At 68.9% G+C, this 15,819-nt stretch carries 17 protein-coding genes; 10 read left to right on the plus strand and 7 right to left on the minus strand.

The features are described from left to right. Positions 1-16 precede the first annotated feature (16 nt). The 3 genes from AC5Y5B_RS14130 to AC5Y5B_RS14140 are packed head-to-tail and all read right to left on the minus strand — an operon-like array spanning position 17 to position 2,143. The gene (locus AC5Y5B_RS14130; protein WP_112633476.1) at positions 17-460 is read right to left on the minus strand and encodes a TIGR03618 family F420-dependent PPOX class oxidoreductase; all 444 of its coding nucleotides are present in this window, start codon (positions 458-460) and stop codon (positions 17-19) included. Positions 461-469: 9 nt separating this feature from the next. Continuing rightward, the gene (locus AC5Y5B_RS14135) at positions 470-1,171 is read right to left on the minus strand and encodes an EthD domain-containing protein (RefSeq protein ID WP_500005643.1); all 702 of its coding nucleotides are present in this window, start codon (positions 1,169-1,171) and stop codon (positions 470-472) included. 36 nt (positions 1,172-1,207) lie between these two features. Continuing rightward, complete coding sequence (locus tag AC5Y5B_RS14140; RefSeq protein WP_112633475.1) at positions 1,208-2,143, minus strand: hydrogen peroxide-inducible genes activator; 936 nt, start codon at positions 2,141-2,143, stop codon at positions 1,208-1,210. Positions 2,144-2,244: 101 nt separating this feature from the next. On the opposite strand from AC5Y5B_RS14140, the gene AC5Y5B_RS14145 reads away from it, so the two are divergent. The 3 genes from AC5Y5B_RS14145 to AC5Y5B_RS14155 are packed head-to-tail and all read left to right on the plus strand — an operon-like array spanning position 2,245 to position 4,744. Beyond that, complete coding sequence (locus AC5Y5B_RS14145; protein WP_112633474.1) at positions 2,245-2,832, plus strand: peroxiredoxin; 588 nt, start codon at positions 2,245-2,247, stop codon at positions 2,830-2,832. 39 nt (positions 2,833-2,871) lie between these two features. Next, a complete protein-coding gene (locus tag AC5Y5B_RS14150; RefSeq protein ID WP_500005644.1) occupies positions 2,872-3,408 on the plus strand; it encodes an alkyl hydroperoxide reductase in 537 nt (178 codons plus the stop codon). Between the two features lie 19 nt (positions 3,409-3,427). Further along, positions 3,428-4,744 carry an alpha-amylase family protein gene (locus AC5Y5B_RS14155; RefSeq protein WP_500005653.1) on the plus strand — a complete coding sequence of 439 codons (1,317 nt, stop codon included), beginning with the start codon at positions 3,428-3,430 and terminating at the stop codon, positions 4,742-4,744. On the opposite strand, the gene AC5Y5B_RS14160 is transcribed toward AC5Y5B_RS14155, so the two are convergent. Then, positions 4,730-5,167: a DUF1810 domain-containing protein gene (locus tag AC5Y5B_RS14160; protein WP_112633471.1), complete on the minus strand. Its 438-nt coding sequence runs from the start codon at positions 5,165-5,167 to the stop codon at positions 4,730-4,732. The two genes, AC5Y5B_RS14155 and AC5Y5B_RS14160, sit on opposite strands and share 15 nt — an antisense overlap. A gap of 19 nt (positions 5,168-5,186) precedes the next feature. Between AC5Y5B_RS14160 and AC5Y5B_RS14165 the strand changes: the two genes are divergently transcribed. The 7 genes from AC5Y5B_RS14165 (at position 5,187) to AC5Y5B_RS14195 (ending at position 11,627) form a co-directional block, all read left to right on the plus strand. Then, on the plus strand, positions 5,187-6,449 hold the full coding sequence (locus AC5Y5B_RS14165; protein WP_112633470.1) for an alpha-hydroxy acid oxidase: 1,263 nt from the start codon (positions 5,187-5,189) through the stop codon (positions 6,447-6,449). Between the two features lie 95 nt (positions 6,450-6,544). Beyond that, positions 6,545-8,869 carry an endopeptidase La gene (lon, locus tag AC5Y5B_RS14170; RefSeq protein WP_205869118.1) on the plus strand — a complete coding sequence of 775 codons (2,325 nt, stop codon included), beginning with the start codon at positions 6,545-6,547 and terminating at the stop codon, positions 8,867-8,869. A 215-nt stretch (positions 8,870-9,084) separates the two neighbouring features. Further along, complete coding sequence (locus AC5Y5B_RS14175; protein ID WP_112633516.1) at positions 9,085-9,435, plus strand: hypothetical protein; 351 nt, start codon at positions 9,085-9,087, stop codon at positions 9,433-9,435. 64 nt (positions 9,436-9,499) lie between these two features. Then, entirely contained in the window at positions 9,500-9,889 is a 390-nt protein-coding gene (locus AC5Y5B_RS14180; protein WP_112633468.1) for a nitroreductase family deazaflavin-dependent oxidoreductase, read from the plus strand. Positions 9,890-9,893: 4 nt separating this feature from the next. After that, positions 9,894-10,226 carry a TfoX/Sxy family protein gene (locus tag AC5Y5B_RS14185; protein ID WP_112633467.1) on the plus strand — a complete coding sequence of 111 codons (333 nt, stop codon included), beginning with the start codon at positions 9,894-9,896 and terminating at the stop codon, positions 10,224-10,226. A gap of 41 nt (positions 10,227-10,267) precedes the next feature. After that, on the plus strand, positions 10,268-10,894 hold the full coding sequence (locus AC5Y5B_RS14190) for an endonuclease (RefSeq protein ID WP_112633466.1): 627 nt from the start codon (positions 10,268-10,270) through the stop codon (positions 10,892-10,894). 7 nt (positions 10,895-10,901) lie between these two features. Beyond that, entirely contained in the window at positions 10,902-11,627 is a 726-nt protein-coding gene (locus AC5Y5B_RS14195) for a DUF72 domain-containing protein (RefSeq protein ID WP_112633465.1), read from the plus strand. Between the two features lie 53 nt (positions 11,628-11,680). Here AC5Y5B_RS14195 and AC5Y5B_RS14200 read toward each other — a convergent pair whose 3' ends face one another. From AC5Y5B_RS14200 to AC5Y5B_RS14210, 3 genes are all read right to left on the minus strand, one after another. After that, positions 11,681-13,786 (minus strand): NAD-dependent epimerase/dehydratase family protein, encoded by a 2,106-nt coding sequence (locus AC5Y5B_RS14200; RefSeq protein WP_112633464.1) that lies wholly within the window; start codon positions 13,784-13,786, stop codon positions 11,681-11,683. Positions 13,787-13,898: 112 nt separating this feature from the next. Beyond that, a complete protein-coding gene (locus AC5Y5B_RS14205) occupies positions 13,899-15,383 on the minus strand; it encodes an acetyl-CoA acetyltransferase (RefSeq protein ID WP_112633463.1) in 1,485 nt (494 codons plus the stop codon). A gap of 82 nt (positions 15,384-15,465) precedes the next feature. After that, the coding region (locus AC5Y5B_RS14210) for a CoA transferase (protein WP_500005645.1) at positions 15,466-15,819 on the minus strand (354 nt) is incomplete at its 5' end.

Raw genomic sequence — 15,819 nt, forward strand, 5'->3', positions numbered from 1 at the left:
CAGCAGCCTAACGGGGCTAACCGTTGCTGTAGACGCGGGTTGGCGCTATCAGCACCACGGCGCGGCCTTCGGAGGCCATCACCCTGTCGTACTCGTCCCAGTCGTCGTGGGTGCCGCCCGCGGCGGTGAACACGTCGCGCAGCAACAAGCGCAACTGATCGGCGTCCGTCAACCAGGGCCTGCTGTCGTCCGGGCCGGCCAGCTCGGCGCGGCCCTCGACCGTCGCCCATTGCCACCCGTTGCGAAAGGTGACGGCCAGTTGCGGCCGGGCCCGCAGGTTGGCCAGCTTGACCTTGCCGTAGGTGGTGAAGCCCAGCACGGGCTGACCGTCCGCGGGGTGTGCCAGCAGCCCCACGTTGACCAGCGAAGCCTGGACCGTCGCGTCAGCGCGAACGGTCGACACCACCGCCAGACCGCTTTCCGCGGCGGCCAAGGCGACAGCGTCGCGCAGTGTGGTCATGTGAGCCCCTCATCCGTTGAACGGGCTGGCGAAGACGTAGCGGCTCGTCGGCACCGTGTCGATGTTCTCGTTCGCGCCAAAGGCGCTGGTGCTGGCGACCATTCGGCCCAGCCGGTCCTGTAGCTCCTCGTCATCGGCGGCTCCGAAGAAAGCGTGGAGGTCGGTGATGGCCTCGATAGGGAACAACTCCTCGACGATGCCCGCGATTCCCGGCGCGTCCGGAGTCAGGGCCCGCACCACCCAGTTCTGCGTGTAGCCGAACGTCGACTGCGTTTCGATGGCCACCGAGGTGTGCTGGCCCTGCCAACGCGTCAGCCAGGTTGCCTGGTCCATGTCGGCGGGCCGGCGCAGCAGCGCGATGTTAGCCAAACCCGGTGTGCGAGAACCGGATTCGACCGCGGGCGCAATCAGCGGGACGGATTCGGTGACCAGATACGCGGCGACCTGCTCACATTCCTGGGCGAGGAATTTCAGCGCCGCCGTCATCTGATCGCCGTAGCACTGCTGGGTCCACATGCTCACCACCGCCGCGACCGGCGGGTCCAGGGTGGTCAACGTCATCAGCGAGTGACGCACGGTGCTGTCACGAACGTTCATCTGCAGCCCGGCGACGCCCAGTTGCAGCAGCGCGTCGGCGACGTGACCCCGTTGCCGGGCACACCACGCGTCATCCGGCTCGGCACGCCTGAGCACGGCGATCACCTTTTCCATAGGCAGAACCTACCTGGGCCGGGCGGCCGCGCAGGCCTACTTCACCAGTCGCACCTGGTGGTGGCTGCTGATCACTGCGCCGATAAGCGCGGCGAGCTGGCGATAGGACTCGTCGCGCCCGCTCGACGAGCGGTAGACTAGACCGATCCGCCGCCCCGGACGGGGCGCGGCGAACTGCGCCAGGCCCAGGCGGCTGCGCGACGCCTCGACCGGCACCGCGCTCTGCGGGATGAGGGTGACGCCCAGGCCGCCGGTCACGCATTGCACCGCGGTGGCCAGCGAAGCCGCCCGGGTATTGGCCAGCTCCGCACGCACCCCCGCCTTGTGGCAGACGTCGAGCGCTTGATCGCGCAGGCAGTGGCCCTCGTCCAGCAACAGCAGCGGGAGGTCGGCCAGCGCGGTCGCCGGAACCCGGCGCTTGCCCGCCAGCGGATGGCCGGGCGGCAGGGCGAGGACGAAATCCTCGTCGTAGATCGGGATCGCGGTGACGCCGGCGCCCTCGGCGGGCAGGGCGATCAGGGCCGCGTCCAACGCGCCCTCACGCAGGACCGCCAACAGCCGTTCGGTCTGGTCTTCGGTCACCCGCAAGGTCAGGCCGGGGAGTCGCTCGGCGATCCCGGCCAGCACTGTCGGCAGGACATAGGGTGCCACCGTCGGTATCAGCCCCAGCCGCATGCCGGTGTGCAGCGGATCCGCGGAGCCGGCCGCGGCGGCGCTGAACGCGTCGGCCGCGTCGACGACCGCCTGGGCGCGTGGGAGCAGTTCGGCGCCTTGCGCTGTCAAGAAGACACGCCGCGTCGAGCGCTCGACCAGCTGGGTGCGCAGGCCCGTCTCCAGCGCCGCCAGGGCCTGCGACAGCGTTGACTGGCTGACGCCGAGAGCCGTTGCGGCACTGCTGAATTGCCGCTTCTCGGCGATCGCCACGAAGGCGCGCAGGCCGGCGATCGTGGGCTGATAAGTCTTATCGGACATACCTATGAGTCTAGTGGGAAATATCACCTTTACTTCAATAAGGCTACGCGGCAACATGGTGGAGGACATCTAATCTTGAGTTATTCCAGATAAGGAGCGATATGCCTCTGCTGACCATCGGCGACCAGTTCCCCGCCTACGAACTCACTGCGCTGATCGCGGGCGATCTGTCCAAGGTCGACGCCAAGCAGCCTGGGGACTACTTCACCACCATCACCAGCGAGGACCACGCCGGCAAGTGGCGCGTGGTGTTCTTCTGGCCGAAGGACTTCACCTTCGTGTGCCCCACCGAGATTGCCGCGTTCGGCAAGCTCAACGACGAATTCGCCGACCGTGACGCGCAGGTGCTCGGTGTCTCGATCGACAGCGAGTTCGTCCACTTCAACTGGCGCGCGCAGCACGAGGACCTGAAGAAGCTGCCGTTCCCGATGCTCTCGGACATCAAGCGCGAGCTGAGCCTGGGCACCGGGGTGCTCAACGCCGACGGCGTGGCCGACCGGGCGACCTTCATCGTCGACCCGAACAACGAGATCCAGTTCGTCTCTGTGACCGCGGGTTCCGTGGGCCGTAACGTCGAAGAGGTGCTGCGCGTGCTGGACGCCCTGCAGTCCGACGAGCTGTGCGCGTGCAACTGGCGCAAGGGTGACCCGACGCTGGACGCCACCGAGCTGCTCAAGCAGTCGGCCTGATCCGGGCGTGGATCGCATAAGGTCGGATAAGGAGGCGAGATGAGCGTCGAAAACCTCAAAGAAGCGCTGCCGGAGTACGCCAAGGACCTCAAGCTCAACCTGGGCTCGATCACTCGCACGACCGAGCTCAACGAGGAGCAGCTCTGGGGCACCCTGCTGGCGAGTGCCGCCGCCACGCGGAACACCCAGGTGCTCGCCGAGATTGGGGCCGAGGCGGCCGACATCCTGTCCGCCGAGGCGTACAACGCGGCGCTGGGAGCCGCGTCGATCATGGGCATGAACAACGTGTTCTACCGTGGCCGGGGCTTCCTGGACGGCAAGTACGACGATCTGCGCGCGGGGTTGCGGATGAACATCATCGCCAACCCCGGCGTGGAGAAGGCGAACTTCGAGCTGTGGTCCTTCGCGGTGTCGTCGATCAACGGCTGCCCGGACTGCGTGGCCTCTCATGAGCACACGCTGCGCGAGGCCGGAGTCAGCCGGGAAACCATCCAGGAGGCGCTGAAGGCCGCGGCGATCATTTCCGGCGTGGCGCAAGCGATCATCGCCTCCCAGACGCTGGCCACCGTCGGCTGATCGAGCCGTGACCAGAACCGTGACCGGGCCCGCCTGGGTCCAGCACGCGATCTGGTGGCAGGTCTATCCCCTGGGGTTCGTGGGAGCGTTTCCCACCCCGCAGGCGAGCGAGCCGCCGCAACCGGAGGAGCACCGGTTGCGGCGGCTCGTCGACTGGCTGGACCACGCCATCGAACTCGGGGCCTCCGGCGTTGCCCTGGGGCCCGTCTTCGCCTCGCGCACACACGGTTACGACACCACCGACCACTACCGCATCGACCCCCGACTGGGCGATGACGACGACTTCGACCACCTGATCGCCGAGGCGCATCGCCGCGGGCTGCGGGTGCTGCTCGACGGGGTGTTCAACCACGTCGGCCAGGATTTCGCGCGCTACCGCGAGGCGGCCGACAACGACGCGGCCGCACGCTGGTTTCGCGGACGGCCCGGCCGGTTTCACACCTTCGAAGGCCACGACGGGCTGATCACCCTCAACCACGACAATCCGGAAGTGGTCGACTACACCGTCGACGTCATGGCGCACTGGTTGGGCCGCGGCGCCGACGGATGGCGACTTGACGCGGCATATGCCGTGCCACAGCACTTCTGGGCTGCCACGCTGCCGCGGGTGCGCGAGCGCTACCCGGATGCCTGGTTCGTCGGGGAACTCATCCACGGCGACTACGCCGCGGTCGTCAAGGCCGCCACCTTCGATTCGGCCACTCAATACGAGCTGTGGAAGGCGATCTGGAGCGGCCTCAACGACGGCAATTTCTTCGAGCTGGACTGGGCGCTGCAGCGCCACAACGAATTCTTGACCGGCTTCTCGCCGCTGACGTTCATCGGCAACCACGACGTCACCCGCATCGCCAGCCGCCTGGAAAATCGCGAACACGTCGCCCACGCGCTGGTTCTGTTGCTGACGGTCGGCGGGGTACCCAGCGTGTACGCCGGCGACGAACTGGGATTCCGCGGCGTCAAGGAAGAACGCTTCGGCGGCGACGACGCGGTGCGCCCCGAGTTCGGTTCTCCCCCACTGCAACTCGATGGCTTCGGCATCGAAATTTGGCGGCTGCACCAATACCTGGTCGGGTTGCGACGCCGCTACCCCTGGTTGCATGCGGCATCCACCACCGCGCTGCTGCTGCAGAACCGGCACTACGTCTACGAGACGCGCAACGGCGACGATGCCCTCCTGGTGGTGCTCAACATCGACGACGATCCGCTGCGTGTGTCGTTGCCGGAGCTGGGCGCGCCTCGTGCCGAGGTGCTCGGCGGCTCGGCGGCCCCGCCGCAGGAGGTCGTCGACGCGGTCACCGTCGAGGCGAACGGCTGGCGGATTCTACGTCCGGCCTAGGCGCTCGCACGTCAGCTCGTCCTGGCGGCCGTCGTAGTACTTGTCGAGCACCGCGACGAAGTCCTCGTTGTCTTCGGTGGCGCGGGCGAACAGCGTCATCGACGAGCGCAGCTTGAGGTCGTCCGGCGAGCCGAAGATCTGCCCGGCGGAACGTCCCTGCACCGCGGTGACCAGCTGGGCGCACTCGTGCAAGCGTGGACCGAGGAGGTCGTGCCGGAGGTAGGCGCGGGCCTCCTCGAGCGAGGAGATGCCATAGCGCAGCGCCGTCGGGCTGCCGCCCAGGCCGCGCAGCTGCGGGAAGACGAACCACATCCAGTGACTGCGCTTGCGCCCGTCGCGCAGTTCGCCGACCACGTTGCCGTACACGGGAGCCTGGGCGTCCACGAAACGCTTGAGATCGAAGGGGTCGCCTGCCGATTCCATATGACTACGGTTGCACATTATGGAACTCGAAAGGCGAAAGGCGGTCCAACGACGAGTGCCCAAGGTGCGCGACCTCGCACCGCTGATCCAATTCAAGCGGCCCCGACTCAACGCGACCCGGCGCCGCCTCGACGCCGCCTACACCATCGAGGACCTGCGCGCCATCGCCAAGCGCCGCACCCCCAAGGCGGCGTTCGACTACACCGACGGCGCCGCCGACGACGAGCTGTCCATCCAGCGCGCGCGACAAGCGTTCCGCGACATAGAGTTTCACCCGACGATCCTGCGCGACGTCTCCCAGGTGACCGCCGGCTGGAATGTACTTGGCCAGCCGGTCGTGTTGCCGTTCGGGATCGCGCCCACCGGATTCACCCGCTTGATGCACACCGAGGGCGAGATCGCCGGCGCGCGAGCGGCAGCCGAAGCGGGGATCCCGTTCTCGCTGTCGACGCTGGGGACCTGCGCGATCGAAGATCTGGTCACCGCCGTCCCGCAGGGCCGAAAGTGGTTCCAGCTCTACATGTGGCGCGATCGCGAGCGCTCCATGGAACTGGTGCGGCGCGCCGCCGATGCGGGCTTCGACACGCTGCTGGCCACCGTCGACGTGCCGGTCTCCGGTGCCCGGCTGCGGGATAACCGCAACGGCATGACGATCCCGCCAACACTGACGCTGCGCACCGTGCTCGATGTCGTGCCGCATCCGAAATGGTGGTTCGATCTGCTGACCACCGAGCCGCTGGCCTTCGCCTCGCTGGATCGCTGGCCGGGCACCGTCGCCGAATACCTGAGCACCATGTTCGATCCCAGCCTCACCTTCAACGACCTGGAATGGATCAAGGCGCAATGGCCCGGCAAGCTCGTCGTAAAAGGAATTCAGACAATCGAGGACGCGCGCGCCGTCGTCGACCGCGGCGTCGACGGCATCGTCTTGTCGAATCATGGTGGGCGCCAGCTGGATCGGGCCCCGGTACCCTTCCACCTTTTGCCCACGGTCGCGCGTGAGCTCGGGCGACACACCGAGATCCTGGTAGACACCGGCATCATGTCGGGCGCCGACATCGTCGCCGCGATCGCGCTGGGGGCCCGCTGCACCCTGGTCGGGCGGGCCTACCTGTACGGCCTGATGGCCGGCGGCCAGGCAGGAGTCAGCCGCGCGATCGACATCCTGCGCGGCGGGATTCTGCGGACCATGGCGCTGCTGGGCGTCACCTGCCTGGACGAGCTGACGCCCCAGCACGTCACGCAGCTCCGGCGACTGGGCCCCCTGCCGCCGCAGGTGTGAGGCCGGTCGCACATTCGGCCGGGGCCTGACCTGGCCGGGAACAAACCGCCGCCGGGCTGGGTTAAGCGCATCAGACTCAACTTGTGGAGGATTTGATGGCTGAAGCCAAGTCGGTGCCGGTGCTGTTTGTCACTGACACCATCGTGCTGCCCGGAATGGTGGTGCCGATCGCGCTGGACGACGCCGCCCGCGCGGCGATCGACGCCGCTCAGGCGAGCGAATCGGGCCAACTGCTGATCGCCCCCCGGCTCGAAGACCGCTACCCCTCGCACGGCGTGATCGCGAAGATCCTGCAGGTCGGGCGCATCGCCGGGGGCGGCACCGCCGCGGTGGTCCGTGGTGAGCGCAGGGCCCAGATCGGGGCGGGAGCGTCGGGACCCGGGGCGGCGCTGTGGGTCGAGGTGACCGAGGTGCCCGAGACCGAAACGACCGACGAGATCAAGGCGCTGACCGCGGAGTACAAGAAGCTCTTGCTGGCCATGCTGCAGCGCCGCGAAGCCTGGGAGATCATCGATTACGTCAACAGGCTGACCGATCCGTCGGCGCTGGCCGACACCTCCGGTTACGCCTCGTACCTGACCAACGCGCAGAAGCGGCAACTGCTGGAGACCGTCGACGTCACCGAGCGGCTGCGCGTGCTGATCGATTGGACCAGCGAGCACCTCGCCGAGGTCGAGGTGAGCGACAAGATCGCCGAGGACGTGCGCGAGGGCATGGAGAAGACGCAGAAGGAGTTCCTGCTGCGCCAACAGCTGGCCGCCATCCGCAAGGAGCTGGGCGAGGGTGAGCCGGACGGTTCGGATGACTACCGCGCCCGCGTCGAGGCCGCGGAGCTGCCCGAGAAGGTGCGCGAAGCCGCGCTGCGCGAGGTCGGCAAGCTGGAGCGGTCCAGCGACCAGAGCCCGGAAAGCGGCTGGATCCGCACGTGGCTGGACACCGTGCTCGACCTGCCCTGGAACGTCCGGACCGAGGACTCCACCGACCTGAGGGCCGCGCGGGAAGTCCTGGACGCCGATCACCACGGGCTGGACGACGTCAAGGACCGCATCGTCGAGTACCTGGCCGTGCGGGCGCGCCGCGCCCAGCGTGGGTTGCAGGTCGTCGGCGGACGGGGTTCGGGTGCGGTGATGGTGCTGGCCGGGCCGCCCGGCGTCGGCAAGACGTCGCTGGGCGAAAGCGTGGCCAGGGCGTTGGGTCGCAAGTTCGTTCGCGTCGCCCTGGGCGGCGTGCGCGACGAGGCCGAGATCCGCGGGCACCGGCGCACCTACGTGGGCGCGTTGCCGGGCCGCATCGTGCGCGCGATCGGTGAGGCGGGGTCGATGAATCCCGTTGTGCTGCTGGACGAGATCGACAAGGTCGGTTCCGACTATCGCGGCGACCCGAGCGCGGCGCTGCTGGAGGTGCTCGACCCGGCGCAGAACCACACCTTCCGGGACCACTACCTGGATCTGGATCTGGACCTGTCCGACGCGGTGTTCCTGGCCACCGCCAATGTCATCGAGAACATCCCGTCGGCACTGCTGGACCGCATGGAACTGGTGGCCATCGACGGCTACACCGAGGACGACAAGGTCGCCATCGCGCGTGACTACCTGCTGCCCCGGCAGCGGGAGCGGGCGGCGCTGACCGAGGACGAAGTCACGGTGACCGACGCCGCGTTGCGCAAGATCGCCGCGGACTACACCCGCGAGCCGGGTGTGCGGCAGTTCGAGCGGCTGCTGGCCAAGGCGTTGCGCAAGGCCACCACCAAGCTGGCAGACGACGCCGCGTCGCTGACCATCGACGAGCCCGATCTCGTTGACTACCTGGGCCGTCCGCGGTTCATGCCGGAGTCGGCCGAGCGCACCGCGGTGCCGGGCGTGGCCACCGGCCTGGCCGTGACGGGTCTGGGCGGTGACGTGCTCTACATCGAGGCCGGCGCGACCGACGGTGAGCCGGGTCTGCAGCTGACCGGTCAGCTGGGCGACGTGATGAAGGAGTCGGCGCAGATCGCGCTGTCCTACGTCCGCTCGCACGCCGCAGAGTTGGGGGTCGATCCCCACGCGCTGGACCGGCGCATCCACGTGCACGTGCCCGCGGGTGCGGTGCCCAAGGACGGCCCGTCGGCCGGTGTCACCATGGTGACCGCGCTGGTGTCGATGGCGACCGGGCGTCAGGTCCGCTCCGACGTCGGCATGACCGGCGAGGTCACGCTGAACGGGCGGGTGCTGCCCATCGGCGGGGTGAAGCAGAAGCTGCTGGCGGCCCAACGTGCCGGACTGTCAACGGTTTTCATTCCGGCGCGCAACGAGCCCGACCTGGATGACGTGCCGGGCGAGGTGCTCGGGGCGCTGGACGTGCGGCCGATGACCGATGTCGCCGAGATCGTTGCGCAGGCGCTGGAGCCGGCGGCGCAGGACGCCGGGGTGGTGGCCGCGTGATGGCGCCCGTGCGTTGTTGAACCCGTGCCGAGTGGGCCCCGGGGAGGGCCGGAACGTTTTGGCCTCCCCCGGGGCCGGGTATCTGTCAGCGCAGAGGGAAGACCGGCCGAGGGGGGTGTGACCTCTACCCGACGCCACACGGCGCGGGTGACGAACAACAGATCACTGCCGTGACGCCGCCGCTGGCGGCCGATTGGCTGGATAAGGAGTTCATCATGAGGTTGAACAAAATTGCTGCTAGCGCTGCAATTGCGGGTGCTTTGACGTCCGGTGCGGTGGGAATCGGTGCCGGGTTGGCGCAGGCCGACCCGCATGGGCCGAATCCTCCGGTGCCGGGCTGCGTCGGCGGGCCCGGTGCGAACTGCAACGGCCCGGGCACCCCGCTTCCGCCGGGGCAGCACGGATTCCCGCCGCCGGGGCACTTCAACGACCCGGTCGGCTTCGGGTACCCGGCGCGTTGGACGCCGCCGGGCCAGCCGGGCGACTACCCGGTCGTCTTTAACCCGAACGTCAACCAGTGGGGCGTTTTCCTGCCCGGCGGACAGTTCGTGGCCTACGTCGCGTAAGCCGCACGACGAGACAGCCGCCGCGCATGTGGCGGCTGTTCTCGTTTGCGGCAGAATCCAAGCCATGAGTGACTTGGCGAAACTGAAACGGCAAGTGGTCCATCGGGTTCAGCGGCTGCTCGTCAACCCGGTGGGTCGGCAACTGCCGATGACCATGCTGGAAACCACCGGGCGCAAGAGCGGGCGGCCACGCCGGACGGCGGTGGGCGGGCGCGTCGTGGACAACCAGTTCTGGATGGTCTCCGAGCACGGCGAGCACTCCGACTATGTCCGCAACATCAAAGCCAATCCCGCTGTGCGCGTGCGGGTTGGCGGACGGTGGCGCAACGGCACCGCACACCTGTTGCCCGATGACGATGCCGTGCAGCGGCTGGGCCAACTGCCGCGGATGAACAGCGCGGTGGTGCGCCTGATGGGCAGCGACCTGCTGACCGTCCGCGTCGATCTGGACTGATTCCATGGCCTACGACGAAGACCTGGCCAACCGGATCCGCGAGCTGTTGGGTGCGGAGTCCGGCATCGAGGAGAAACGCATGTTCGGCGGCCTGGCGTTTCTGGTCGGCGGCAACATGTCGGTGGCCGCGAGCGGGCAGGGCGGGCTGCTGGTGCGGGCGCCCGCCGCCGAGTTCGAATCGCTCCTACGACGTGCGCACGTCCACCCCATGGTGATGGGCGGCCGAGAGATGCGCGGCTGGCTGCGTGTCGACGCCGCGGGCGTGCGGACCAAACGGCAGCTGCAGGGCTGGGTGAGCCGTGGAGTCGGCTACGCGCGCACCCTGCCGCCCAAGTAGCGTGCGGTTTGCTCGCACGGGGCGCGGGTACGCGGGTGCGTATGGACAAGCGGGTGCGACGACTGCTCGACGTTGCCGGCACGACGTATGCCTCGCAGGCGCGTATCAAGCTGAGCGACAAGCCGATGCCGCTGTTTCAGCTTCTCGTCCTGTGCATGCTCGCCAGCAAGCCGATCGACGCCGGCATCGCGATGGCCGCCGCGCGCGAACTGTTCAAAGCCGGCCTGCGGACCCCCAAAGCCGTGCAGGCGGCCGACCGGCACACCATGATCGAGGCGTTCGGGCGTGCGCACTACGTGCGCTACGACGAGAGCTCGGCGACACGGCTGGCGGACATGGCCGACCGGGTTCGTGACGACTACTCCGGTGATCTGCGCCGGCTGGCCGACCGCAGCCGGCACGACACCACAGCGGCCAAACGAATGCTCAAGGAGTTCAAGGGAATCGGTGACACCGGTGCCGACATCTACCTGCGCGAAGTGCAAGACGTGTGGACCTGGGTGCGTCCGTATTTCGATGACCGGACTACCCGCACCGCCAAGCGATTGGGCTTGCCCACCGATCCGGAAAGGCTGGGATCGCTTGCGCCGCAGGCGAATGCGCGGCTGGCCGCCGCTTTGGTCAGGGCGTCGCTGGACGACGATGTGCGCGCACGGGTGACCGGCTGAGCGGCCCGTGACCATACGCATCGGTACCTCGGGGTGGTCCTACAACCACTGGGTGAATGTGTTGTATCAGACGGGCACGCCGTCGGGGCGCCGCCTCGCCCGCTACGTCGAGGTGTTCGACACCGTCGAGTTGAACGCCAGTTTCTACCGGTGGCCGCAGGATTCGACCTTCACGGGTTGGCGACGCCAGCTGCCGGAGGGCTTCACCATGTCGGTGAAGGCGCACCGCGGACTGACCCACTACCGCCGGCTGGCCTCACCCGAACCGTGGATCGAACGATTCGAACGTTGTTGGCGCCTGCTGGGTGATCGGCACGGCGTCCTGCTCGCCCAGTTGCACCCCGAGCAGCAGCGCGACGACGCGCGCCTGGACTCGTTTCTGGCGTTGGTGCCCGAGTCGATCCGAGTCGCCGTCGAATTGCGCCACCCCTCGTGGAATGACCCCGCGGTGTTCGAGCTACTGGAACGCCGCCGCGCCGCCTATGTGGTGATGAGCGGCCTCGGGCTCGAGTGCATCCCCCGCGCCACGACCGACCTGGTGTACATCCGGATGCACGGCCCGGATCCGGAAGCCAACTACGCCGGCTCCTACTCCGACGACGATTTGCGGCGCTGGGCCGAGCGAATCGCGGGCTGGGACGGCGACGGACGCGACGTGTGGATGTACTTCAACAACGACCTCGGCGGCCACGCGGTCCGCAATGCGCTGGCGCTGCGCGAGCTGTTGAGCTGAGCGCCGGGAGGGCCGCGTCCTCGGTCACCGCCGGCGGACCGGTTCGGCCGGGCTCAGCCGGCGGTGCGCTCGGCGTCGTCGGAACCGCGCTGGACCGGAGCCCACGCGCCGTCGATGACGTCGGGCGGGCATTGCACCTGCAGCCGTTCGCGTTCGGTGCGGCGGCGCTTGATCCGCAGCCGCGCATCGCCGGGCAGGGTGACCAGTTCGTTGCAGGTCAGGTAGTACATGTCGTCGACATCGTCGATCAGGTCCGCCTCGACCCGCAGAGAACCCAAGGCGCGCAACGTCATCCGGAGTTCATGCGTGAACCGCATCGTGGTGTCGTAGGCCAGCTCCCGCGAACCGCGGGCCGCGCGGGCCTGCCGTTCCTCCGGCATCTGGGGCTGTTCGCAGGCGGCCGCGGCGATCAGCAACATCGTCGGATCGTCGGCGAATGTCTTGCTGGCCAACTCGGCCTCCCCCGGCCCGCGGTGCCCGATCCGCGCCACGGCGTCATCCACGGCGGCGGCGGTCTTGGGCGACAATGCGCGAATGCTGGCGAGGTTGCCGTCGGCGGCCAGCGCGCACAACGGGGGGTCGGCGCGCAGCGCCGCCGCCAACCCGGCGATCTCGGCGGCGACGAGCTGGCTGTCGGCGATCATGCCCACCCCGGACACGCCGCGGGCCGCCTGGCCGCGCACCGGTGTCGCGGCGCTAACGCCGGCGTCGATCAGCCACAGCGCGTTGAGGATCCAGCCCTGATGGATGCGGTCACGCAACAGCCGGAGCCGAACTTCCAGTGCGGCCTCCGGCAGCAGCGCCAGTTGGTCGGCGTCGAGGTGTTCCGCGGTCGCGGCGGCGGCGTAGGCGCGCGTGTCGGCCCGCAGATGGCGCAGCAGCGCCACCGACCGACCCGCGGCGACGGCCTTGGCGAGCGAGCCCAGGGCGCCGCCGACCAGGGCCGGCTCACCGAGCGGGAGGGGATCGCCGATGTGGGGCCGGCCGACGAGGGCGTCACGGGTGAGCGCCTCCTGATCCCAGCCGGGCAGCTGAGCGGCCGCAACCATGTTGACCGAGATCCCGACGTAGGGACGATGGCCGAACACCGCGATGGCCCTGCTGCCCCATTCCTCGTCCACCGCGCCGCCGAGCGCGAGCGCCTGGCCCAATACCCTGCTCGCCGTGCGCAATCCGCTCAGTTGGACGTCGAGCGTTATCGGGGTGAGCGGCCCGGGCAGCGCCTCGTTGAGGGCGGAACCACTGAAGACCGGAAACCGCGGATCGATCTGGTCGTCGAATTCGCCCTCGATGCCTTCGGGCGCCGCGCTGCGCGCGTCCTCGGACCGCCTCCCGTGTGCGAGCACTTCGACCGGGAGGGCGAGTCGACCGCCGTGATTGATCGCGCCCGCGGTGTCGAGCCGGCGACCGACGAGTCCGCGCGCGGTGTCGGCGACCGCGTCCAGAGCATGCCAGCCGAACTCGAACGACCAGTCTTCTTGTGCGGCAGAAAGATTCATATCCGGGACGAGTTGCGACCAGCTGCGCACCCGATGCAACCGGGATCGCGGGTCGGTGGCACGCAACACCCGCCAGGCGGTGATCAGGTTGACGGTGTCGGGGCTGGCGAGGTCCACCACACCGGTGCGGTCGGTGTCGAGCGCGGCCACCAGGAACCGCATCAGGTCGTCGAGGTGCAGCACCCGGATGGGCTGAGCCGACGTCTTGGCGCGCACCAGGGTGGCCACGGTGCGGCACACCATCCAGTCGAGCTGGCGACCGACGGGCGGTGCGATCCGGACGACCACGGTGGGTCCCCAACTCGACGAGACCAGGTCCTCGGCCGGCCGATACAGCTCGGGGCGCCCGGCGGCCTGCGATACGAACAGCAGCCGGGAACCGGCGCGGGCCGCGGCGTCGGTCACCCGGGCCAGGCCCTCGATATCCGCGCTGCCCGGCGCGGACGGGTCAATGGGGGCCAGGTGGATCACCGCGTCGGCCTCGTCGGCCAGCTCCCGCAGGACCCGATCGCGCAGCGACGTGCAAACAAACTCGACGTTGCGGTCCAGACATGGGTGGGGAAGTTCAGCAATGCCCGTGACCGTGTGCCCGGCAGCGATCAGCTGCCCAGCGACCAGCCGCCCGAGTGCGCCGGTGGCGTCGGTAACCAGGATGTGCACCTGGGCTCACCTCCCCCAACCCTCAGCATTCAACAATAGGCAAGTAAGCACGGGCTACGCGACCGTTAGTCCGGTAACGGTTCGGCGACCTGCTGTGATGTTGCCGGCCGGGCTAGTGCAGCGTCGCGCTGCCGTCCGCGGCGACGGCAACCTTGGCGCCGCCGATATCTTCACGCACCGACGCCTGCGCCGCAGCGGGATCGGTGACCACGGCCAGCGCGCGCGACCCGTCGGGCGTACGCACGGCCAGAAATGCCTTCTCGGGCCGACCGTCGCGGTCGAACGGCGTCGTCCAGGCTTCCACGGTGCCGACGCCCTCCCACTGGACCACCGCGTCCGTCGTCGGCTCCCGATCGACGGCCGGTTGCGTGTCTTCCCAACGGAATTCGGCCGGCGGTTCGGTGCTGTACACCCCGAAGCTGTGTTTGGTCAGGTAGCCGCCGTTGGCGGTGATCAAGCCGCGCCGGCCCGGATTGGCCACCAGCAACTCCGCCATGGTGGCAATGGAATGCGTCACGTAGTTGCTCCACGGGCCGCCCGCGAACGTCAGGCCGCCGGTCACCGTCAGCGGGCGGGCGGGATCGTCGGCGCTCAGGCCGAGCTCGGCCGCCGCCACCTGAACCGCGGAGGGAAAGCAGGAGTACAGGTCGACGTAGTCGATGTCGTCGATGCCCAGGCCGGCCAGCTCGAGCGCCCGCGCACCGGCGATCCGGATCGCGGTTGAGCGGTGCAATTCGTGGCGCTCGGCGATGGACGCGGTGTCGTGGGCGTCGGTGCCCGCGTGCGGGTACACCCAGCGCTCGGCCGGGATTTTCAGCCGGGTCGCCTCCCCGACCGAGGTCAGCACCAGCGCCGCGCCCTGGTCGACCATATTGTTCGAATTCATCAGCTTGGTGTAGGGCCAGCTGATCATCCGGTTCTGCGGGCCCGGCCGGCTGATGTCGTCGGCGCTTGACGGGGTGCGGATCCAGGCGTTCGGGTTGTCCACCGCCACCGCGTTGAACCGGGCCCACAGCGCCCCGATGCGCTCGAGATGATCGTCGATCGACTCGCCGTTCGCGATCCGATGCGCCTCCTCGAACAGCGGGTAGACGTACGCCGGCCGGTCGAGGGAGATCCTGATCTCGGCCTCGCCCGCCATCGCGACGTCGTCGCCGCTGATCTTGGCCATCGGGACCGAGTGGTCCTGCTCGGTCCACACCAGCTTGGCGCCCTTGGCCCGCAATCCGCGCCTGGTGCGCCAGGTTTCGGCGCCGGCCAGCAGCACCACCTTGGCGCGACCCCGCTGGATGTCCAGGCAGGCCTGGTTGACCAGCGACTGTGGCACATTGCCCCCGACGGGGCTGTAGAGGGTGCTGAAGTCTGTCGCGCCGATGCGCTGGCCCAGCAACAGGGCCGGGTCGCGGTATTGGGCCGACAGGATGTTGACGATGCGGATGGAGTCGGCGGCCCTGATCACCGCGGCGTCGGCGGCTTGTTCGGCCGCGGCCACCATCAGGTCCATCGGCTCGACCGAGCGACGTTCCGGGTCGATCTCGTCGCGATGGTTGACCTGGCCGTAGCCGACCAACACCGGGGTCCTGGGGTCGACGCTCATGGCAACGAATTTAGCGTGGCTATCGATCTGGCTCCGCCGGGCCTCGCCCTGACGCCGCGTGGCAGCGCTGCGGACCCGACGGCTAGGCGCTGTCGGCCGGGGCGGACAGGACACCGTCGTCGATCAGCCGCCGGATGTCCGCGGGGTTCATCCCGAGCAGGCCTGCGCAGATCTCGACGGTGTGCTGCCCGGGCATCGGCGCCGGGGTCTGCCGGGCCGCCGGGATGTGGCGATACGGCGCCGGGCCCGTCTCGGCCGGCAGCGGATGGTCGATCAGGGGATGCGTCATGGGGCTGTACACGTTTCGCGCGACCAGCTGCGGGTCCTCGAGCACGTCCGGCGGGCGGTTCATCGGCCCCGCCGGAACCCCGGCCGACTGCAGCAGTTCGGCCGCCCGCAACGGGGTGCGGGTGCGCGTCCACCCGGACACCAGCTC

This window comes from Mycobacterium sp. NGS33, from assembly GCF_059812885.1.